Raw genomic sequence first — 17,259 nt, 5'->3', positions numbered from 1 at the left:
GTTCAAGCAATGTCCTGGGCGCTCTCTCTGCCCACCCAATCCCTGAAAGACTCAAGCGCGCGTCACGTGCTGCTGTGCTTGGCCAACTACGCTGGCTCCAACGGTGCTGGTGCCTTTCCGTCTGCTTCTACCTTGGCCCAAGACACCGGCCTGTCCGAGCGCACCGTCCGTTACAAGCTAGACGATCTGGAGAAGTCAGGACTGATCCAGAAGGGCAATCAGGCCATTGCCGCCGTTCACATCGATCGCCATGACCGCCGCCCAGTCGTTTACGACCTTCAACTATCGCGGGGTGCAAATCCTGCACCCCGTGCAAAACGGGGTGCAGATGACGCAACGGGGTGCAACTCACAACAGAACGGGGTGCAGCCTGGAACAGAACGGGGTGCAGCGGCTGCACCCAATACATCAATTAACCATCAAGGAACCGAACAGCAGCCGCGGCAGCCGATTGCCGACGTGATTGCTGAGCAGGACCAGGCGGCAATCGAGGCGCTGGATGATCGTCAACGCTTCGCGATGTTCGCCGCTTGGACTCCGCACGAGAAGGCGCTGTCCGACCAGCTCGCGATCGCCAGACTCCCTGCCGAAATCATCACCGACCAGATGCTTGAAACGTTCATGGGGTTCTTCGCTGCCCGCCCAGCAATTGTCCAGAGCGCTGCTGGTTGGTGCTTCGAACTGGTCAAGTGGGCCAAGCGAGACAACACCAGAAATGCCGGTACCGCAGCACAGACGGATGAATTCGATGACGAAAATACCGAATGGATGAATGGGGGTTCGATATGAAAACGGTTTCCACGATAGCGGCCCAGACCATGAGCAAGGTTCGCCACGGTGATTTCATCGAGTCGGACACCGAGCTGCTGGTCCCGGCACAGAAGGATCAAGCCCACGAAACGGGCAAGGTGATAAATCAACTGTTCCGCCAACTGCGCTCGATCCGCACGGCGTGGCGTCAGGCCTGGCCAGACGCCAGGGCCTACAAGGAATCGAAAGCGACCTGGCTGCAGGCGTTCATCGAGAACGGCATCTGCACCCAGGAGCAGATCGATATCGGCCTGATCCGCTGCCGCGCCGAACCTTCCGATTTCATCCCGAGCGTGGGCAAGTTCATTCAGGGCTGCACGCCAGCCCCAGAGATGTTGACGCCGCCGCTGCCGAGCGTTGAGGCCGCCTACAAGCAGGCGTTGCGCAACTGCCACCCAACGATGCACGGCGTAGCGAAGTGGTTCCACCCGGCTGTTTACCACGCCACGGCGGCTGCCGGGTTCAATAGCCTGCCATTGCTCAGCCGAGAGCTTGGTCTGATCAGCTTCGAGAAGCGGTATCTGGAGCAGGTCCGGAAGGTCTGGATGGGCGAACAGTTGGGCCCAGTACCGGTTGCTGAGTTGGCCGGGCCAGAGCCAGAGCGCACCCCTGAAGTTGGCAATCAGGCTCTTGCTGCTCTGCGTGCTATGCGCTCCGGAGGTGCTGCCCGTGCCTGATTCCCGTATCGCACCGACTAACCCTGCCGAGTACCGCTTCGCCGTGCACAGCTGCGGTTATAAGTGGGACCTCACCGATAAACCCGATCGTGCTGTGGCCCTCTTCGAACATAGCGCCGTGGCAAAGAGATTCGGAGTCCTGATGTGGCCGGACACTTTCGAAGTCATTGATCTAATCACCGGGGAAAAGGTATGAGCGCCTTCCTGAAAGACATCCTGATTCACCTCTTCATCGCTTTCATGTTGGTTGCCGCCGGCGGCGTCCTATGGGGGATCCGCCGTCTTGAGCGCCGGGCTCGCATCGCAAGAGGTAATCACGAATGAATGCGGTCACCATGAAGCTTTTCAAATCGAAGGCTCCGCGCGCCAAATCTGTGGATCGTGAGGGCCAGGAGCAGGCCGCACTACTGTCCGAGATCGAGCTGCGCTATCCGCAGGTGTTTGAGCTGATCTACCACGTCCCGAACGGTGGTCACCGGCACAAGCTGGTGGCGATGAAGTTGAAGCAGCAGGGGGTGAAGGCGGGTATTCCTGACCTGGTGCTGCCGATGGCCCGGGGCGGGTTCTTCGGTCTGTACATCGAATTCAAGGCCACGGTTGATCCCGCAGCGGTGTCGGCGAGCCAGGCGGCCTGTATTCGTAGACTGAACGAGCAGGGCTATCTAGCAGTGGTGTGCCGTGGGCACTTCGATGCGATGGAGCAGATCCGCGCTTACCTTCGACTCGCTCCTACAGTGGTGGCCGCATGAACCATAACTTCAAGCCGGGCGATCTGGCGCTGGTGATTTCTGGCGGGTATATGGGCGAGACAGCAGAGCTTGTTCGATTCGTGTTGCCGGGCGAGGTAGTGGTATCGCCCGGCACGGGGAAAAAATATCAGTTCAGGCCCGCGGCCGGGATCGGCGGATGGATGTGCAGTTTCCGAGGTGAGTGGGCCATCAAGCACGAAAAGAACTTGATGCCACTGCGTGGCAACTTCGTTCCTGCCGAGCAGCAGTCCAAGGCGGTGCTGGCATGACCAGCGCTGCTGTGAAGATCACCGATGCCGAAATCAAACGGCAGGCTGCCGGCGCCGTGCGCGACCTGCGTGACACTGAGAACCGTGGCCTGTACCTGCGCTTCACCCGCGACCGCGCCCGGGCATCGTGGTACCTGGTGCGTAAGGGCAAATGGAATCTCGTGGGCAGCTTCCCTGACCTGAGTGCCAAGCAGGTCGTTGCTGCGCTGCCAGGCATTCGTCTGCGCCTCGAAGCGGGTACGGGCTCCAATCTGTCGAAGTGGGTCACCACTGATGAGCTACTGGACTGGTACGCCGATCGAATGGCGCGGGACCGGAGCCTTTCGAGCAAGCGCAAAAAGACCGGCGCGTCGTTGATCAAATGCCACCTTAAGCCACTGCTGGGTGCTGTGCCGCTGGCGTCAGTCGACAAGGCCACCCTGGACGATCAGTTCATGTGGCCCGCACAAGAAGCCATCGGCATTGACTACGTGCGATCAGCCTTCCAGCTGCTGGCCCTGGCCTTCCGCCAGGCGTTCAAGCTTCGGCTGATCGCGACCAACCCGATGAAGGACGTAAAGTTCAGCGACTTCTCCAAGGCCAAGGTAGGGATCAAGCCGTCACGGCTGCGCGGTACCCAACTGCAGGACCTGATTGCCCGTCTGCTTGATGCAATCGACAGTGCCCCGGCAGACGGCCTGCTGGCCCTGATGATGCTCTGCCATGGCACTCGCATCGGCGAAACCCGGCAAGCGCGCTGGGCTCACATCAGCTTGGCAGAGCGGGAGTGGTTCATTCCAGCGGAGCACACCAAGACCGGTGTAGAGCACCACCTGCCATTGACCGAGCAAGTGCGACAGCTGTTGATCAGCTATCGCGATATCCAGCGGGCCGGCGGGTATGACGGTCAGTTCCTGTTTCCGTCGCGCAGCGGCAATGCACTCAGTGAAGGCCAGGCCAGCGCCGTATTCGTGCGGCTGGGGCAGGGCGAGTGGACCAGCCACGACCTGCGCAAGGTGGCCCGTACAGGATGGGCAGACATCGGCATTGACCACCTGATCGGTGAGCTGCTGATCAACCACGCCATGGGCCACAACGTGAAGGTGTACATCCAGTCGGACGTGATGAGCCGCAAGCGTGATGCCCTTGAGAAGTGGCACGCGCATCTAGATTCAAAGGGCCTTGACCGCATTCAGACATTGACCCGCTTTAGATCGGGAGATTCTGGTAATGCGCTGGAAGCCGCAGAACAGAAGGCTTGCGGGCCTATTCAAGAATCAACCATAGGCGAGGTTTAAAAATGATGATTCAGATCATGAAGCGCACCCGACTCGTCGTGAGCCCGGCTGATATCAGCGCCATCTTCATGTACACGGTGAACCACGAACCTATCTTGGAAGTGCAGATGCGATCCGGCGGGAAGTATCAGGTCCACCACGAGCCCACCTGCGCAAATGGCGATGACGTTTACCAGGTCCGCAAGCAGCTGATGGAGGCCGTATGAAAAAGTCGCACGGCCCGACCTTCAAGCGTGAGTTGAAATTCATCGTCGAATGCAACGTTTGCCGCGGTACCGGCATTTACACCGGCGTCTTCCATCAAATGACCTGCGAGAACTGTCACGCCTCGGGCTGGGTGTGCGGTAAGACGCTGAAAACCCTACCGCTTATCGAGGTCGTGCAAATGCTCAACGCAAGGTTGCGGGACGCTATTGGGGAAATTGCCAAGGTGCGCCAGGTCATCGGCGGTGCTCACGAACAATACGAACGGAACAACCGCCGTGGCGCCGGCGGATCGAACTACACAGGGGATTGAACAATGGGCATCTATAAAGACGTGATGAGTACGCTGGTCCGTGTACTGGCTGCCGATAACATCGACAACAGTACCAAGCAGAGTTGGCAGAAGCTGATAGATTCTGGCCCGCGAAATGGCGGGTTCAGGGCTATGCTGTCAGCCCGCGACCAGTTCGACTATGACTGCTGCCTGCATGCACTCCTGCATCGGGAGCTGAGCACCGCCCACTGGGATCTGCTGGTTGGCCGGTATTCGACAAACAGGGGCAATCGTGTCGGAGCCATTTCCCGAACGATTCCGCGCATCTGTTCACCGGCGCCGACCCTGTTCATCTACAAAGCGACAACGGTGTGGTTTATTCCGAAGATGAAGGGCAAGCAGGGCAAACGCTCTACTGACGTGGCAATCCTTCCTGATGAGTTCTACGACATCAACACTTGGGAAACCGAAGCGCGGCCAGACTCAACCCGAGGGCGCTGGCGGCTGGGCATCCACAAGTGTTTGGATGCGATGGAGGAAGCCGCCGTGGTACATGTCACCGAGATCTTGGACAGAGAGCAGTTGCTGGATGAAGTGGCTTGACAGGGGTGAGCAAATGAGCGAAATTGCCGCCCATCATCTGATCCCTGCGCGTTAAGGGGATTGAAGAAGAGCCTGGCCTTGAAGAGCCGGGCTTTTTTGCAGTTGTAATAGTGGCCATTTGCCACTATTCGGATACGTTTTTTGACGCTATTTCGCGTCTCTGGCATAGGTTTTTCATGGACGTGAGTGCGATTGCCGAGCAGGATGGAACTGCTATTGACTCTGTAGTGTCACAGCTTCAGGTTGTGAAGGTGGATGATAGGGAAACGATTGAGCTCACCTGCATTGACCCAGCGTCGGTAGAGCCGCTAATTCAAGTGCTACAAAACGCTGCTCTGGGAAGAAAAATTCGCGTTTATTTGCGGGCCAACCCAGGGGGCAACGTACTGCAGTTGAAAACCCTTATCGAGGCTTTAGCTCTTACGAAAGCCGATGTGGAGATTGCGGTAGGGCGTTTCGCAATGAGCTGCGCAGCTACTCTGTGGTTGTGGTATGCGCTAGATCCGATCAACCCCAATAACGACCCTACTCAAGGTCGCGTTGTGTCAGTTGATCCGCTTAAGCCCGCGGTGCTCATGTATCACCGGCCACGTTGGCCTAATGGTCCTTACTATCATTTCATCGATGATTTTAAGGATAAGACGGTTCGTGCTAGCGTTCGAGATCAGGTGGATATGTTTGATGACCTGTTCTATCGTTACCTTGCACACCAAGGGCTCGATGCAGTGCATGCAGCAACGTTTTCTACGCCTCACGTGACCTTCAAGCACGAATTGCAACACCTGTTAGAAGCATATCAAAGCAACAAAGATTGCTTTATTCCCTTGTAAGGAAAGGAATCAGACATGAAAAGCTTTAGCGCTAGTGAGTACCAGGCCAAGCATTCCGAAACCCCTCGTAAAGACGGGCTGACGAATCGTGAATTCACCCTGGCACGCGTTCGTCGTTTCCAAGAGGCAGACCAAAACCTGAAGGAAGCATGTGCGGAGCTGGGAATTGAGAAGCCCGTCATGATGTGTTGATAAAAAAGCTTATAAAAACCCGGCTTGATTGCCGGGTTTTTTATGGCTCATTTTTCTTGAATTTCACCTCGTTTCCCCCGTTCCTTTCTGGTCAATCGCCCTTCAAACGCGGAGTGGCTTGAGAGGCGCTACAGATCTGGCTGGCCACCATTTGTTGCTTCTACAGTGCACTGAGCCTCGGCATTTGCCGGGGCTTTTTCTTTTTTCGGCTTTACCACACCCATCGCTCCAAGCTGGGAGTGCCGTTGGAGCTGATTCAATCAGTTGGGCGAAAGACCCCTCCTGTCATGCCGCTTCGACAGATACTGATAGGCGTTTGCCGAGGACGGCCAATGCGCTCTCGAGTTGTTCCATCTTCGAGGTATGCAGGAAGTCGACCAGGCGATCGCCTTGAGTTTGGCTAACGCCCAAAGATCGACACAAATCAGCCTTGCGCATGCCTCTGCTCATCATCTCGTTCCATAGCGCGATCTTGGCCACGACTACCGCTGGTAAGTGAACGACGTGCTCTCCGTTCTGCGGCTCAGACGCCGCCGGAATAGCGCGGCGCTGATCGACATAGATGGAGAGGGTGGTTTCAATTGCGTCCAGGGTTTCGCTGATCGCGTGAGACTTGTCTTCACCGAAACTGTTCAGCTCCGGCAGATCTCGGCAGAACACGGCCAAGCCTTGGGAATCGTCTTCCTCAAAGCGGATTGCGTAGTCGTACATGGTCACTCCTTGGAGGTGATCGTTCAGCTTCAGATGTTGTGAAGGGGGCTCTCAGAGCCCCAGTTGTTTAATGATCGCCTTGCGGGTCGGTTCTGGCATTTCCTTGCTGCCGTGATCCGCGAAGGTGGTCTTGTTGCCGTTTGGGGCGGTGACTTTGAAGTGGCTTCCTTTGCCTGCTTCGAAGGTCACCCCTTGGGCCTTCAACCATCGTCTGAACTCGCTGAACTTCATCACCTCGCCTCGTTGTTTGGATGAGTCCATTCTACAACATTTATGTATTTATACAACACATATGTAGTATTTGAGTTAGATTCTACTCAAGGCCTCAGCATTTGCTGGGGCTTTTTTTTGTTCACGCTCCCCGAGGGGGAGGACTCCCGGATGTCCAAAATGCCCGAGAAAAATCCCGACTTCTGGGCGCAGGTGTGGCTAATCCTCAGCACTCCGCTCTGGCAGGGCGCGATCATGGCTTTCACGATCACGCTGCTGCGTGTGTTGTATGAAGCCAAAGAGCCCAACAAGTGGCGGATCATCTTCGAAGCGCTGATCTGCGGTGCTTTAAGCCTGTCAGCCAGTAGCGTTATCGAATGGATGGCTTGGCCGCCGAGCCTGTCAGTTGCCGCAGGGGGCGCGATCGGATTCATCGGCGTGACCGCAATCAGAGACTTGATCATCAAGTTTCTCGGTCGGAAGGCGGACTCAGCATGAAGGCGATCGCAGCAGCAATCATCATCGCTCTTGTCGGCTTATTGCTCGTCGGTATTCAGCAGCTCCGGGTTGAGGATTTACGCGAAGAGAAGCGCATCGAGACGCAGGCCAAGGACGAAGCCCTTAAGGCCAACACCGAGAGCCAAGCCACCATCACTACATTACTGGCTGAAGCTCAGCGCAATGCTGCCTACAGCGCCGACCTGGCGCTGCGCATCCAGGCCAGCGAACAGAAGGCCGACAAGGCGAGGAAGGATTTTGAAAAACTCAAACGCAACAGCAAGCCTGTTCGTGATTGGGCTGCTCAGCCTTTGCCTGACGGCCTGCGCAGTAAAGTCGCCAGTGGTAACAAAGACCCAAGCGGTAAGGATAGAGGCCCCTGAGCTAATCCCTTGCGAGCGAGTCCATCAGGACGATGCTGACCTGCGTCTCAATGGCGACGTGTGGGAGTTGAAGGACAAGGCGATCAAGCTGCTGGATACCTGTGCCGACCAAGTCGACGCGCAGATCAAGCGGAGTCAGAGCAAGTAAGCCCACCAACCGTGATCGGAGTTGCGTATGTCTCGACTGAGAACCCTTCTGGCCCGTATGCAACAACCTGAAGGTAGGCCATTCGCTGCGCCAGTTGCAGCGGAGGGAGCGGATGGTTGGGGCTCGGGTCGTGGAGGTCGACCTTGGCGCCGTAAACGCGCCGCAATCCTCTTGCGCGATGAGTACACATGCCAAGCCTGTGGCGTCATCACGCTGCAGCTTGAGGCGGATCACATCGTCAACCGTGCCCGAGGTGGTTCGGATGATGAGGACAACCTCCAGGCTCTCTGCGTCCCCTGTCACAAGGACAAGACCGCCGCCGAGTCAGCCGAAGGCGCGGGGCGAGCGTGATGTTCAGCGATTTCGTCGGTCAAATGAGAATCGGTATCGACTGGCGTCTGTGGCACTCCAGTACCCCGGGGCGGGTCGAAACCGTGGAAGGTTTTGCATAGGACACCGCCCCCGACCGCACGGACAGATTTTTTCCCTCACACAGGTTTTTTGTTAATGGCGTTAACAACCAAGCAGCGTGCTTTTGTCGACGCTGTGAGGGGAGGTGCGTCCAATAAAGATGCAGCCATTGCCGCAGGATACGCGGCCTCCAGCGCTTCTGTAGCCGGTTCACGATTGGCGAAACACCCGAATGTAATCGCTGCACTGGCAGCTTCGTCCATTAACAAAAATGTTAACGGGGTGGCCCGAGCCGCGAACGCGAATCTCCCACCTCAGGACGTCGGCGAGAGCGATGACGCAGCGGCTTTCGACTTTTCCAAGGCGATGACATTTACCGACCCCAAAGCATTTTTGATCGCGACCATGAATGACTACGACGCCGACGCGAAGCTCCGGGTCGATGCCGCCAAGGCACTAATGCCGTTCATTCATCCGCGTAAAGGCGAGGGCGGAAAGAAGGAAGAAAAGGAAGACGCCGCAAAGAAAGCCGGCAAAGGCAAATTCGGCGCCGCGCCTCCACCCCCTACACATTTGAGATCGGTGAAGTAAGTGAACGAACCCACCTGGGACACTGCGTGCCCAGACTGGGAATCGCGGATCATCAACCGGCAATCGTTGGTGCCGTTCCCGCCTTTGTTTCCGGACGAAGCAGCGGCGTGCATGCAGGTCTTGAACGACCTGCGGATTGTCGACGCACCTGGTAGCCCGCTGATTGGCGAATCCTGTGCACCATGGATCAGTGATCTGGCCGGCGCGATTTTCGGGGCTTACAACTCCGATACCGGAGAACGGCTGATCCAGGAGTTCTTCCTCCTCATCAGTAAGAAGAACGCAAAAAGCACCATTGCCGCGGCGATCATGCTGACCGTCCTGATCCGCAACTGGCGCCAATCAGCCGAGTTCATCATTTTGGCGCCGACGATAGAGGTCGCGAACAACGCGTACGCGCCGGCACGCGATATGGTCAAGCACGACGAAGAGCTCTCGGCACTCCTGCATGTGCAGGATCACGTGCGAACCATTACGCATCGCGAGTCCGGCGCCACTTTGAAGGTAGTCGCAGCGGATCAGAACACAGTCGGTGGCAAGAAGGCGGCGGTCGTCCTAGTCGATGAATTGCACCTGTTCGGCAAAAACCCGCACGCAGCCAACATGCTGCGCGAAGCCACCGGCGGGCTAGCGTCTCGTCCCGAAGGTTTCGTCATCTACCTGACGACGCAGTCCGACCAGCCACCTGCGGGTGTGTTTCGGGAAAAGCTGCAATACGCTAGGGGCGTTCGTGACGGCACGATCATCGATCCTAATTTCCTGCCGGTGATTTACGAGTTTCCCCAGAAAATCCTTAATGCCGATGATCACCGGAAGCCAGAGAACTTCTACATCACCAACCCGAACATGGGGTACTCAGTCAGCGAGAAATTCCTGATTCGAGAAATGAAAAAAGCGGAGGAGGCGGGCGAGGCTGAGGTGCTTGGCTTTATGTCAAAGCATCTCAACGTCGAGATTGGACTCGCATTGCGCTCGGATCGTTGGGCCGGTGCCGATTACTGGGTCGCTGCAGCAGAGAAGAAACTCACTCTCGATGATCTGATTACCCGATGCGACGTTATCGACATTGGGATCGACGGCGGTGGTCTGGACGACTTGCTGGGTTTTGCCGCCGTTGGACGCGACAAACGAACCCGTGACTGGTTGGTGTGGACCCATGCCTGGGCACATCCCTCCGTGCTGGAGCGAAGAAAAGCAGAAGCTCCGCGCTTCCATGATTTTGAGAAAGACGGCGATCTGACCTTGTCGAAGCGAATTGGCGATGACGTGCTTGAGGTGGCCGACTTGGTTGAGCAGGTCGAAGCGTCGGGTTTGCTGGACAAAGTCGGTGTCGATCCAGTCGGAATTGGCGCGATTTACGACGCGATGATCGAGCGCGAGATTCCACCGGAAAAAATTGTGGCCATTAGCCAAGGCTGGAAGCTGGGCGGGGCAATCAAGACCGCCGAACGCAAGTTGGCTGAAGGCGGTATGAAGCACGGCGGACAACCCATGATGGCCTGGTGCGTCAGCAACGCGAAAGTCGAGCCGCGCGCGAACTCCATCCTGATCACCAAACAAGCCAGCGGCTCGGCCAAGATCGATCCCTTGATGGCCCTATTCAACGCAGTGACCCTGATTTCTCTTAACCCTGAAGGCCGGGGTAATGATGACTTCATGGCTGCCATTCGGAATCCGATCATCGTATGAAACCATTACACGTCTTCGTATTGACCGCTTTGTGCGGCTTCGGTCTAGCGGTTGCAGCCGTCTACATTCTGGCAGGCCTTGGCTGGTCTTTGCTGGCCGGCGCCGGCGCGTTGTTTCTCATCGCGGGCTTTGTGCGTAGGGGGCTGACCGGTGAATAGATCCTTATCGGCCGTAATCGGCCGTGCAGCCCGAAAGCCCAGTGCTTCCGTGGGAGAGTGGTTTGGAAAATCGATAAAACTGAGCGACGGCGGATTCTGGGGGCAGTTCCTGGGTGGTCAGTCCAGTTCCGGAAAAACGGTGAACGTCGATAACGCCATGAAACTGTCGGCGGTCTGGTCCTGCGTGCGAATCATCTCTACCTCGGTGGCAGGATTGCCCCTTGGCGTTTACCGACGAGAGTTGGACGGCGGCAGGAGCGATGCGCGTGATTTTCCAATCTACGACGTCATCCACACCAGTCCCAACGAAGACATGACCGCCTTTCAGTTCTGGCAGGCGATGGTCTCTGCCATGTTGCTGCGTGGCAATGCTTTCGCCGAGATCATGCGTATTGGAGGGCGGATCGTTGCATTGGATTTCCTCTTGCCATCAAGGGTCGACCTCGAGGTTGATGCTGATGGCCGTGTGGAGTATTGGTTTCGTCCGAGAAAAGGCGCCAGACGTAAAATCGATCGCGAAAACATGCTGCACATCCCGGCCTTCAGTCTGGATGGTCGAGTTGGGCTATCAGCCATCCGCTACGGTGCGGATGTGTTCGGCGCTGCGATGTCGGCAGATGACGCTGCTAACGGCACCTTCAAAAACGGCCTTCTTCCTGCGGTAGCTTTCAAGGTCGACCGGGTACTTAAGCCTGAGCAGCGCGAAGAATTCCGTGATTACGTAAAGCAGGTCTCGGGCGCGCTAAATGCCGGTCGTTCGCCTGTGCTGGAGCAGGGCATTACTCCAGAGTCGATCGGGATTAATCCGGTTGATGCGCAATTATTGGAGTCCCGGGGTTACAGCATTGAGGAGGTCTGTCGCTGGTTTGGGGTTCCTCCTTGGATGGTCGGCAAAACCGATGCCGGTAGCAACTGGGGCACGGGCCTCGAGCAGCAAATGATCGCTTTCCTCACCTTTAGCATCAGCTCGATCACCAATCAGATACAGCAGTGTGTGAACAAGCGTCTTTTGACTGCGGTTGAGCGCCGCACTTTTTACGCGGAGTACTCCCTGGAAGCGTTTCTCAAAGCGGACAGTGCGGCCCGGGCTGCGCTGTACAGCACCATGGTGCAGAACGGTATCTATACCCGGGACGATTGCCGCGTTAAAGAGAACCTTCCCCGCAAGGGTGGCAACGCTGCCGTGCTCACCGTACAAACCAATCTCACCCCGATTGATCAATTGGGGCAAACAACCGACGGGCAGGCTGCGCAGGCTGCGTTGAAAAACTGGCTCGGCCAGAAACAGGAGTAAGCAATGGCGCTGAATATCAAAGCCAGCGGCTTCCGCTGTGAGCTGAGCCCTCGTGCGCTCGAGATGTGGAATCCGGATATCCGCGCTGCCATGGAAACCGGAACGGACACCATCACCATGTACGGGATCATCGGTGAGGATTGGTGGGGCGAGGGCGTGACAGTTAAGCGGGTGGACGCGGCACTACGTGCCATCGGCGACAAGCCCGTCACCGTGTACATCAACTCGCCCGGTGGGGACATGTTTGAAGGCATCGCGATCTACAACCGTTTGCGGGAACACTCTCAAGAGGTCACCACTAAGGTGTTGGGCCTGGCCGCCTCGGCGGCGTCAGTTATTGCGATGGCCGGCGAAAAGCGTGAGGTGGCCAAAACAGCCTTCCTGATGATCCACAACTGCTGGACCTATTTTGCCGGGAATCGACACGCGATCCGTGAGCTGGCCGACACAATGGAAGAGTTCGACCGCGCGATGATCGGCCTGTATGCGGACACGAGCGGTCAGGATGAGAAAACCGTTGAAGCGATGCTGGACGCTGAAACCTACATGGGCGGCGCCACTGCCATGGACAAAGGTTTCGCAACCGGGCTTATTTCCGCCGATGAGGTGAAGGAAGCCGCCGATCAGGAGCAGAGCCAAGCGCATTCTGCCCGCCGTCTGGATGCGGCCCTCGCAAAGTCCGGCATGCCCCGCACTGAAAGACGCAAACTGCTTTCCGAAATCAAGACCGGTACGCCTAGCGCTGCCGGCGGCGACACGCCTCGCGCTGTCGTGCCGGGTATGCCTTGCGCTGTCCTTGATGTATCCGCGTTTGAAGAAACCGCAACCCAGGCGTCTGCATTACGGAACCTCATTCCCATTCGCTAGACGACTGAATTAGCAACCCGATCAGTAACCGCCCAAGTGGCGGTTTTTTCATTTCTGAAGGAAGCAAAACCATGCCAGTAGATCTTTCCCAAATCGAAGCTTCTCAAAAGCAAACCCAGGCCGATCTGAAAGCCGTTGGCGATCAGATCAAAACCTATGCCGAGCGCACCGAGAAGGAAATCAAGGCCTCCGGTGAAATGCAGGCTGAAACCCGCGGCAAGGTGGACGAGCTCCTGCTCAAGCAAGGCGAGCTGCAGGCCCGGGTACAGGAGGCCGAACAGAAGCTGGTCAATGCCGGCAAGCAGCATGATCCAGAAATTCAGCAATCGGCCGGTCAGTTGGTGTCGGCCAAGATGCAGGAAGAGGGGGTTAGCAGCTCGTTCCGTGGATCTCGCCGGGTCGAGGTCCCTCGTGCAGCGCTGACCTCTGCCCCTGCATCGGGTGGAGCACTGGTACCCGCTGAACGCCTGGGTGTGATTCTCGCACCGCAGCGTCGACTGACCATTCGCGATTTGGTTGCCCCCGGCACCACAGGTTCCAACGCGGTGGAATACGTTCGCGAGACGGGCTTTACCAACAATGCCGCGATTGTTGGTGAGGGCCTGGCCAAGCCTTACAGTGAACTGACCTTCGGCTTGGAAAACGCCAACGTTCGCACGATCGCGCACCTGTTCAAAGGTAGCCGCCAGATCCTCGATGATGCTGCCGCTTTGCAAAGCTACATCGATGCCCGGGCGCGTTACGGGTTGCTGCTCGCTGAAGAAGCGCAGCTGCTTTACGGCAACGGAACCGGGAACAACCTGCACGGCATCATCCCGCAGGCTCAAGCATATGTTTCGCCGGCCGGCATCATCGTCGAAGCAGAGCAACGCATCGATCGCATTCGACTGGCGTTGCTCCAGGCAACGCTGGCTGAATTTCCATCCACTGGCATCGTGCTTAACCCGATTGACTGGGCCGCGATCGAACTGCTCAAAGACGGCGAAAATCGTTACATCATCGGCAAGCCACAAGAGGGCACTTCGCCGCGGCTTTGGAATCTGCCCGTGGTTGAAACACAGGCGATTGTCCAAAACCAATTCCTCACGGGTGCATTCAGCCTCGCTGCGCAAATCTTTGATCGCATGGGCATTGAAGTGCTCGTCTCGACCGAGAACGACAAAGATTTCGAGAACAACATGGTCACCATCCGCGCTGAGGAGCGCCTGGCGTTTGCGGTGTATCGACCAGAAGCATTCGTCACTGGCCCTTTGATTGCCGCGCCTTAATTCTCACGACTTCATGTAGAGCCGCCTAAAAGCGGCTCTTACTTTTTTGGAGACACAAAAATGGCTCGCGTGACTCAAGCAAAAACAGCATCAACGCCCGTCCCCGATGGCACTAGTGGTCCCGATGGAAGGGGCAGCACTACTTCTTCCGAACTCGATCAGGACGCGACGAGCGTTGATGGGCCAACGCTCAGCTCTCCAGCATCAGAGGCTGACACTGACGACAGTCCCGGCAATCGGATGGTTATCTATCCAATTCGAAGTTACCTGGATGGCAAAGAAATTCGTCAGGCTGGTGGTGCAGGGTATGACTCACCTAAACACGAAGCGCTTTTGCTTATTGCAAAGGGGCTGGCGACTGAGACCGACCCAAAGGCTTGATATGAACGCAATCTCGACAGAGGAAGCGATGCAGCACCTGCGGGCTGAGGACGACGATCGTGACAGTGTCGAGCTGTTCTTGGCCGCGGCCGAAGACAGCGCAGCGCAGTTTCTAAACCGGCGATTTTATGCTGATGAAGTTTCGCTCGCTGCTGCATTGGCGGATGGCTCCGCTGGCAGCAAGCCGATAGTCATTAATCCTTCCATTCGCGCCGCCTGCCTGCTGATCGCGGGCAGTCTCTACGCGAATCGGGAGGATGTGGTCGTCGGGACAATTTCTTCTGAATTGCCCATGGGCTCCCGCTCGTTGTTGACGCCATATCGTGTTGGCTGGGGGGTTTAATGAGAGCCGGATCATTGCGTCATCGTTGCATCATGCAGAGGCCAGTGCGCGTTAAAAACCCATCGGCCGGCTTCGACGTCACCTGGTCGGACATTGGCAAAACATGGGCTGATATTTCTCTGCCCACCGGGCGCATCGCGCCTATAGCAGAACAGCTGAAGGCAGTCGTCTCAGCTGAAATTCGCATTCGGCCTCGCGCTGATGTGATCGCTGGCATGCGTCTAGTGCATGTAGCCAACGGGCTCAGCGTGACCTATCTCATCGAAGCAGTTTTGCCCGACAACGCACGGTCGATGTTTCGACTGCTTTGTTCAAACGTCCCTAATTCATAGAGGTGAGCAATGAAAGTAATCGCATTAGGCAACCTGTCGGGTGCCATTGGCGAAAAAGCCAAAGGTGAGGAATTCACCGTCGACGCCAAGACAGGCACCGACCTGGTCAAACACGGTCTTGTTCGTGAAGTCGTGGAGTTGCCTGGAACGAAAAAGACCGAGGCGGTCAAGGAGTAAGCCATGGCTCGCCGCTCGCGCATGTCTGGCGACTTTAAGTTGCGGCGGACGCTGCGCAACATTCACCAGACCATGGATAACGAGTTGGTCCCAGTGATGCAGGAGTCTGCGGACCAGATTTTGGCAACCATGCGGCAGTTGGTACCGAGGGACACCGGGGCCGCTGCAGGTGCTCTAAAGACGTTCGTTTCCAAAAGCGGCTTGGATGCACAAATCGGTATTCGCGGTAAAAGGGACATGCGCCGGTTCTTCTATTTACGCTTTCTCGAGTACGGTACCAAGGGTTACAACGGTGCGCTTTATCGACGTGCTGATGCCAACGCAGTGGGTGGACAACACACCAATAACCGGGACAAGTCGCAACTGAAAGGGCGGCGCAATGCCCTGAACGAGCGGCCCACTAAGAACAAAAGTGATGGTGGCCACTTCTACGGTAACTATCCTGATATCCCGGCTCGACCTGCGCATCCATGGCTTCGACCGGCGATGGCCGTGAATCGAGAGTTCGTTCTGGCCAATATCCGCGCCGCTGTGGCCAGGACTTTGAGCAAAGCAAGCAAGGGAATTACCGATGGCTGATCCGTCTCTTGCACTTCAAGAAGCGTTGGTGGCGCGACTGGAAGCCGAGGTCTCGTGTCCTGTTTACGACGGCGCGCCGATGGACACGCCGATGCCTTACATCTCGATTGATCGTGAAGTCTCGGTGAACGCCCGACCCATCTCTGGCCGTAAGCGCGAGACTCGCATGCTCTATATGTCGGTTTGGTCTGATGCCCACGGCCAGGCTGAGGTGAAGCGCATCAACGGTGAGGTTGTTGCCGCCCTAGACGAACGCCGGCTGCCTCTTTCTGTAGGTCGCGCTGTATCCGTCCGGGTCGAACAAGCCGATGCCCAGCGCGATGCTGACGGCGTCACTTACCAGGGCTCAATCACGGTCCGCGTAATCACCACCCACTAAACCCTACACCCGGCCGCCCTGCGGCTTTATCCAATGCGCCTTTGGAGGACTCCCCATGGCCGATGACAACCTCAACACAGCCGCCGGCTGCCGATTCTCGATCGGCAGTAAGAACGGCGCAGACACCGAAGCGCTGTACAAAGCTGATACCTATGTCGAAGTGGGCGAGATCGAAGACCTCGGTGAGTTCGGTGACACCTTCAGCGCGGTGAACTTCACCTCCCTTCGCGACGGTCGAGTGCGCAAGTACAAGGGTACTGCGGATGCGGGCGACCTGACCCTGACCGTGGGCCTGGACAACGGCGACCTGGGCCAGGCCAAACTGAAAGTGGCTCACAAGGACCGCAGCAAAGGCGACTACAACATCAAGGTCACCCTGAATGACGGCGATCCTGATGCGTCCCCGGCCGTTCTGCCGACCACCTTTTACATGCGCGGCAAGGTGATGAACAACACCGTCGCCCCCGGCGCCGCCGATAACGTGGTTCGCCGTAACGTCACCATCGGCATCAACTCCGACATTCTTGAAATCCTTCCAACGTAACTGGCGGGGCTTCGGCCCCAGCCTTTAAGGACTTGACCCATGAGTAAAACTCTTCACGGCACCATTGAGGTCACCGTGGGCGATGACGTTTACATGATGGTGCCTACCTTGGGCGCCGTTCGTGCAATCGAGGCGCACTTCGGCGGACTGCGAGGTGCCTCTCAAGTAGTGAGCGCTCTGAGTGTTGATGGGTGCGCGCGCATAATTGCAGCGGGTGCAGGCTTGTCGGGCAAGGAGGGTGAAGCGCTTGCCGAACAAGTTTGGCAGTCCGGTGTGCTCGATGTGTCCGTCCAACTCAATGCTTACTTGGTCGCGCTCTATAACCCGCGAGGGAAAGAGTCGGGAAAGAACGAAGCGGGGAAGGAGTAAGCGCTGTCGAGGACGGTAGCTATGTTGATCGGTTGTATGCCG

At 57.1% G+C, this 17,259-nt stretch carries 29 protein-coding genes; 27 read left to right on the top strand and 2 right to left on the bottom strand.

Annotation, left to right across the window (positions count from 1 at the left end; genetic code table 11):
* Positions 1–9 precede the first annotated feature (9 nt).
* The 12 genes from EQV97_RS22300 to EQV97_RS22250 all read left to right on the top strand — a co-directional run bounded on the left by EQV97_RS22300 (position 10) and on the right by EQV97_RS22250 (position 5,885).
* Positions 10–789 (top strand): helix-turn-helix domain-containing protein, encoded by a 780-nt coding sequence (locus tag EQV97_RS22300; RefSeq protein ID WP_240890104.1) that lies wholly within the window; start codon positions 10–12, stop codon positions 787–789.
* Positions 786–1,487, top strand: coding sequence for a replication protein P (locus EQV97_RS22295; protein ID WP_240890028.1), 702 nt, complete (start codon positions 786–788; stop codon positions 1,485–1,487). The genes EQV97_RS22300 and EQV97_RS22295 overlap by 4 nt, the downstream gene beginning before the upstream one ends.
* Positions 1,480–1,683 carry a hypothetical protein gene (locus tag EQV97_RS22290; RefSeq protein WP_240890027.1) on the top strand — a complete coding sequence of 68 codons (204 nt, stop codon included), beginning with the start codon at positions 1,480–1,482 and terminating at the stop codon, positions 1,681–1,683. Before EQV97_RS22295 ends, EQV97_RS22290 begins: the two co-directional genes overlap by 8 nt.
* On the top strand, positions 1,680–1,811 hold the full coding sequence (locus tag EQV97_RS28905) for a hypothetical protein (RefSeq protein WP_276614340.1): 132 nt from the start codon (positions 1,680–1,682) through the stop codon (positions 1,809–1,811). Before EQV97_RS22290 ends, EQV97_RS28905 begins: the two co-directional genes overlap by 4 nt.
* Entirely contained in the window at positions 1,808–2,236 is a 429-nt protein-coding gene (locus tag EQV97_RS22285) for a VRR-NUC domain-containing protein (RefSeq protein ID WP_240890026.1), read from the top strand. The genes EQV97_RS28905 and EQV97_RS22285 overlap by 4 nt, the downstream gene beginning before the upstream one ends.
* Complete coding sequence (locus tag EQV97_RS22280) at positions 2,233–2,505, top strand: hypothetical protein (RefSeq protein ID WP_240890025.1); 273 nt, start codon at positions 2,233–2,235, stop codon at positions 2,503–2,505. Before EQV97_RS22285 ends, EQV97_RS22280 begins: the two co-directional genes overlap by 4 nt.
* On the top strand, positions 2,502–3,782 hold the full coding sequence (locus EQV97_RS22275) for a site-specific integrase (protein ID WP_240890024.1): 1,281 nt from the start codon (positions 2,502–2,504) through the stop codon (positions 3,780–3,782). Before EQV97_RS22280 ends, EQV97_RS22275 begins: the two co-directional genes overlap by 4 nt.
* A 2-nt stretch (positions 3,783–3,784) precedes the next feature.
* Positions 3,785–3,988: a hypothetical protein gene (locus tag EQV97_RS22270; RefSeq protein ID WP_240890023.1), complete on the top strand. Its 204-nt coding sequence runs from the start codon at positions 3,785–3,787 to the stop codon at positions 3,986–3,988.
* Positions 3,985–4,299: a hypothetical protein gene (locus EQV97_RS22265; RefSeq protein ID WP_240890022.1), complete on the top strand. Its 315-nt coding sequence runs from the start codon at positions 3,985–3,987 to the stop codon at positions 4,297–4,299. Before EQV97_RS22270 ends, EQV97_RS22265 begins: the two co-directional genes overlap by 4 nt.
* 3 nt (positions 4,300–4,302) lie before the next feature.
* Positions 4,303–4,863 carry a hypothetical protein gene (locus tag EQV97_RS22260; RefSeq protein ID WP_240890021.1) on the top strand — a complete coding sequence of 187 codons (561 nt, stop codon included), beginning with the start codon at positions 4,303–4,305 and terminating at the stop codon, positions 4,861–4,863.
* A 176-nt stretch (positions 4,864–5,039) separates the two neighbouring features.
* Positions 5,040–5,693 (top strand): hypothetical protein, encoded by a 654-nt coding sequence (locus EQV97_RS22255; protein ID WP_240890020.1) that lies wholly within the window; start codon positions 5,040–5,042, stop codon positions 5,691–5,693.
* 15 nt (positions 5,694–5,708) lie between these two features.
* Positions 5,709–5,885 (top strand): hypothetical protein, encoded by a 177-nt coding sequence (locus EQV97_RS22250; protein ID WP_240890019.1) that lies wholly within the window; start codon positions 5,709–5,711, stop codon positions 5,883–5,885.
* A gap of 285 nt (positions 5,886–6,170) precedes the next feature.
* Here the strand turns inward: EQV97_RS22250 and EQV97_RS22245 are convergent, their stop codons facing one another.
* Both EQV97_RS22245 and EQV97_RS22240 read right to left on the bottom strand, forming a co-directional pair.
* Entirely contained in the window at positions 6,171–6,596 is a 426-nt protein-coding gene (locus EQV97_RS22245; protein WP_240890018.1) for a type II toxin-antitoxin system HicB family antitoxin, read from the bottom strand.
* Positions 6,597–6,647: 51 nt separating this feature from the next.
* On the bottom strand, positions 6,648–6,827 hold the full coding sequence (locus tag EQV97_RS22240; RefSeq protein WP_072458260.1) for a type II toxin-antitoxin system HicA family toxin: 180 nt from the start codon (positions 6,825–6,827) through the stop codon (positions 6,648–6,650).
* A 150-nt stretch (positions 6,828–6,977) separates the two neighbouring features.
* On the opposite strand from EQV97_RS22240, the gene EQV97_RS22235 reads away from it, so the two are divergent.
* The 15 genes from EQV97_RS22235 (at position 6,978) to EQV97_RS22165 (ending at position 17,217) form a co-directional block, all read left to right on the top strand.
* Complete coding sequence (locus EQV97_RS22235) at positions 6,978–7,304, top strand: phage holin, lambda family (protein WP_162437677.1); 327 nt, start codon at positions 6,978–6,980, stop codon at positions 7,302–7,304.
* Positions 7,301–7,687 (top strand): hypothetical protein, encoded by a 387-nt coding sequence (locus EQV97_RS22230; RefSeq protein WP_240890017.1) that lies wholly within the window; start codon positions 7,301–7,303, stop codon positions 7,685–7,687. Before EQV97_RS22235 ends, EQV97_RS22230 begins: the two co-directional genes overlap by 4 nt.
* Positions 7,688–7,862: 175 nt before the next feature.
* Positions 7,863–8,186 (top strand): HNH endonuclease, encoded by a 324-nt coding sequence (locus EQV97_RS22225; protein ID WP_346769741.1) that lies wholly within the window; start codon positions 7,863–7,865, stop codon positions 8,184–8,186.
* A 156-nt stretch (positions 8,187–8,342) separates the two neighbouring features.
* Positions 8,343–8,837, top strand: a complete 495-nt coding sequence (locus EQV97_RS22220) for a terminase small subunit (protein ID WP_240890016.1) — start codon at positions 8,343–8,345, stop codon at positions 8,835–8,837.
* Complete coding sequence (locus tag EQV97_RS22215) at positions 8,838–10,526, top strand: terminase large subunit (RefSeq protein WP_240890015.1); 1,689 nt, start codon at positions 8,838–8,840, stop codon at positions 10,524–10,526.
* 150 nt (positions 10,527–10,676) lie between these two features.
* Positions 10,677–11,978 (top strand): phage portal protein, encoded by a 1,302-nt coding sequence (locus tag EQV97_RS22210; protein WP_240890014.1) that lies wholly within the window; start codon positions 10,677–10,679, stop codon positions 11,976–11,978.
* 3 nt (positions 11,979–11,981) lie between these two features.
* The gene (locus EQV97_RS22205; protein WP_240890013.1) at positions 11,982–12,845 is read left to right on the top strand and encodes a head maturation protease, ClpP-related; all 864 of its coding nucleotides are present in this window, start codon (positions 11,982–11,984) and stop codon (positions 12,843–12,845) included.
* Positions 12,846–12,916: 71 nt separating this feature from the next.
* Positions 12,917–14,113, top strand: a complete 1,197-nt coding sequence (locus tag EQV97_RS22200; RefSeq protein ID WP_240890012.1) for a phage major capsid protein — start codon at positions 12,917–12,919, stop codon at positions 14,111–14,113.
* Between the two features lie 382 nt (positions 14,114–14,495).
* Positions 14,496–14,837: a head-tail connector protein gene (locus tag EQV97_RS22195; protein WP_240890102.1), complete on the top strand. Its 342-nt coding sequence runs from the start codon at positions 14,496–14,498 to the stop codon at positions 14,835–14,837.
* Positions 14,837–15,169 (top strand): head-tail adaptor protein, encoded by a 333-nt coding sequence (locus EQV97_RS22190; protein WP_205892909.1) that lies wholly within the window; start codon positions 14,837–14,839, stop codon positions 15,167–15,169. Before EQV97_RS22195 ends, EQV97_RS22190 begins: the two co-directional genes overlap by 1 nt.
* A gap of 9 nt (positions 15,170–15,178) precedes the next feature.
* Entirely contained in the window at positions 15,179–15,346 is a 168-nt protein-coding gene (locus EQV97_RS22185) for a hypothetical protein (RefSeq protein ID WP_205892910.1), read from the top strand.
* A 3-nt stretch (positions 15,347–15,349) separates the two neighbouring features.
* Positions 15,350–15,925: an HK97-gp10 family putative phage morphogenesis protein gene (locus EQV97_RS22180; RefSeq protein ID WP_240890011.1), complete on the top strand. Its 576-nt coding sequence runs from the start codon at positions 15,350–15,352 to the stop codon at positions 15,923–15,925.
* On the top strand, positions 15,918–16,304 hold the full coding sequence (locus EQV97_RS22175) for a DUF3168 domain-containing protein (RefSeq protein WP_122838267.1): 387 nt from the start codon (positions 15,918–15,920) through the stop codon (positions 16,302–16,304). Before EQV97_RS22180 ends, EQV97_RS22175 begins: the two co-directional genes overlap by 8 nt.
* Before the next feature lie 55 nt (positions 16,305–16,359).
* A complete protein-coding gene (locus tag EQV97_RS22170) occupies positions 16,360–16,848 on the top strand; it encodes a phage tail protein (protein WP_240890010.1) in 489 nt (162 codons plus the stop codon).
* Positions 16,849–16,887: 39 nt separating this feature from the next.
* Entirely contained in the window at positions 16,888–17,217 is a 330-nt protein-coding gene (locus tag EQV97_RS22165; RefSeq protein ID WP_240890009.1) for a hypothetical protein, read from the top strand.
* The last annotated feature ends 42 nt before the right edge of the window (positions 17,218–17,259 follow it).

This window comes from Pseudomonas sp. TMW22090, from assembly GCF_022496665.1.
Classification (GTDB): domain Bacteria; phylum Pseudomonadota; class Gammaproteobacteria; order Pseudomonadales; family Pseudomonadaceae; genus Aquipseudomonas; species Aquipseudomonas gregormendelii.
Note: the sequence above shows the minus strand (reverse complement) of the source record. Positions and strands in the feature narration are given on the sequence as shown.

Bases quoted from the DNA above. Each gene is read 5' to 3' on its own strand.
- EQV97_RS22270 (WP_240890023.1), top strand. From the start codon at position 3,785: ATGATGATTCAGATCATGAAGCGCACCCGACTCGTCGTGAGCCCGGCT.
- EQV97_RS22180 (WP_240890011.1), top strand. From the start codon at position 15,350: ATGGCTCGCCGCTCGCGCATGTCTGGCGACTTTAAGTTGCGGCGGACG.
- EQV97_RS22175 (WP_122838267.1), top strand. From the start codon at position 15,918: ATGGCTGATCCGTCTCTTGCACTTCAAGAAGCGTTGGTGGCGCGACTG.
- EQV97_RS22275 (WP_240890024.1), top strand. From the start codon at position 2,502: ATGACCAGCGCTGCTGTGAAGATCACCGATGCCGAAATCAAACGGCAG.
- EQV97_RS28905 (WP_276614340.1), top strand. From the start codon at position 1,680: ATGAGCGCCTTCCTGAAAGACATCCTGATTCACCTCTTCATCGCTTTC.
- EQV97_RS22225 (WP_346769741.1), top strand. From the start codon at position 7,863: ATGTCTCGACTGAGAACCCTTCTGGCCCGTATGCAACAACCTGAAGGT.
- EQV97_RS22255 (WP_240890020.1), top strand. From the start codon at position 5,040: ATGGACGTGAGTGCGATTGCCGAGCAGGATGGAACTGCTATTGACTCT.
- EQV97_RS22285 (WP_240890026.1), top strand. From the start codon at position 1,808: ATGAATGCGGTCACCATGAAGCTTTTCAAATCGAAGGCTCCGCGCGCC.
- EQV97_RS22300 (WP_240890104.1), top strand. From the start codon at position 10: ATGTCCTGGGCGCTCTCTCTGCCCACCCAATCCCTGAAAGACTCAAGC.
- EQV97_RS22235 (WP_162437677.1), top strand. From the start codon at position 6,978: ATGTCCAAAATGCCCGAGAAAAATCCCGACTTCTGGGCGCAGGTGTGG.
- EQV97_RS22170 (WP_240890010.1), top strand. From the start codon at position 16,360: ATGGCCGATGACAACCTCAACACAGCCGCCGGCTGCCGATTCTCGATC.
- EQV97_RS22245 (WP_240890018.1), bottom strand. From the start codon at position 6,596: ATGTACGACTACGCAATCCGCTTTGAGGAAGACGATTCCCAAGGCTTG.
- EQV97_RS22260 (WP_240890021.1), top strand. From the start codon at position 4,303: ATGGGCATCTATAAAGACGTGATGAGTACGCTGGTCCGTGTACTGGCT.
- EQV97_RS22280 (WP_240890025.1), top strand. From the start codon at position 2,233: ATGAACCATAACTTCAAGCCGGGCGATCTGGCGCTGGTGATTTCTGGC.
- EQV97_RS22295 (WP_240890028.1), top strand. From the start codon at position 786: ATGAAAACGGTTTCCACGATAGCGGCCCAGACCATGAGCAAGGTTCGC.
- EQV97_RS22220 (WP_240890016.1), top strand. From the start codon at position 8,343: ATGGCGTTAACAACCAAGCAGCGTGCTTTTGTCGACGCTGTGAGGGGA.
- EQV97_RS22185 (WP_205892910.1), top strand. From the start codon at position 15,179: ATGAAAGTAATCGCATTAGGCAACCTGTCGGGTGCCATTGGCGAAAAA.
- EQV97_RS22190 (WP_205892909.1), top strand. From the start codon at position 14,837: ATGAGAGCCGGATCATTGCGTCATCGTTGCATCATGCAGAGGCCAGTG.
- EQV97_RS22165 (WP_240890009.1), top strand. From the start codon at position 16,888: ATGAGTAAAACTCTTCACGGCACCATTGAGGTCACCGTGGGCGATGAC.
- EQV97_RS22240 (WP_072458260.1), bottom strand. From the start codon at position 6,827: ATGAAGTTCAGCGAGTTCAGACGATGGTTGAAGGCCCAAGGGGTGACC.
- EQV97_RS22195 (WP_240890102.1), top strand. From the start codon at position 14,496: ATGAACGCAATCTCGACAGAGGAAGCGATGCAGCACCTGCGGGCTGAG.
- EQV97_RS22250 (WP_240890019.1), top strand. From the start codon at position 5,709: ATGAAAAGCTTTAGCGCTAGTGAGTACCAGGCCAAGCATTCCGAAACC.
- EQV97_RS22265 (WP_240890022.1), top strand. From the start codon at position 3,985: ATGAAAAAGTCGCACGGCCCGACCTTCAAGCGTGAGTTGAAATTCATC.
- EQV97_RS22230 (WP_240890017.1), top strand. From the start codon at position 7,301: ATGAAGGCGATCGCAGCAGCAATCATCATCGCTCTTGTCGGCTTATTG.
- EQV97_RS22200 (WP_240890012.1), top strand. From the start codon at position 12,917: ATGCCAGTAGATCTTTCCCAAATCGAAGCTTCTCAAAAGCAAACCCAG.
- EQV97_RS22205 (WP_240890013.1), top strand. From the start codon at position 11,982: ATGGCGCTGAATATCAAAGCCAGCGGCTTCCGCTGTGAGCTGAGCCCT.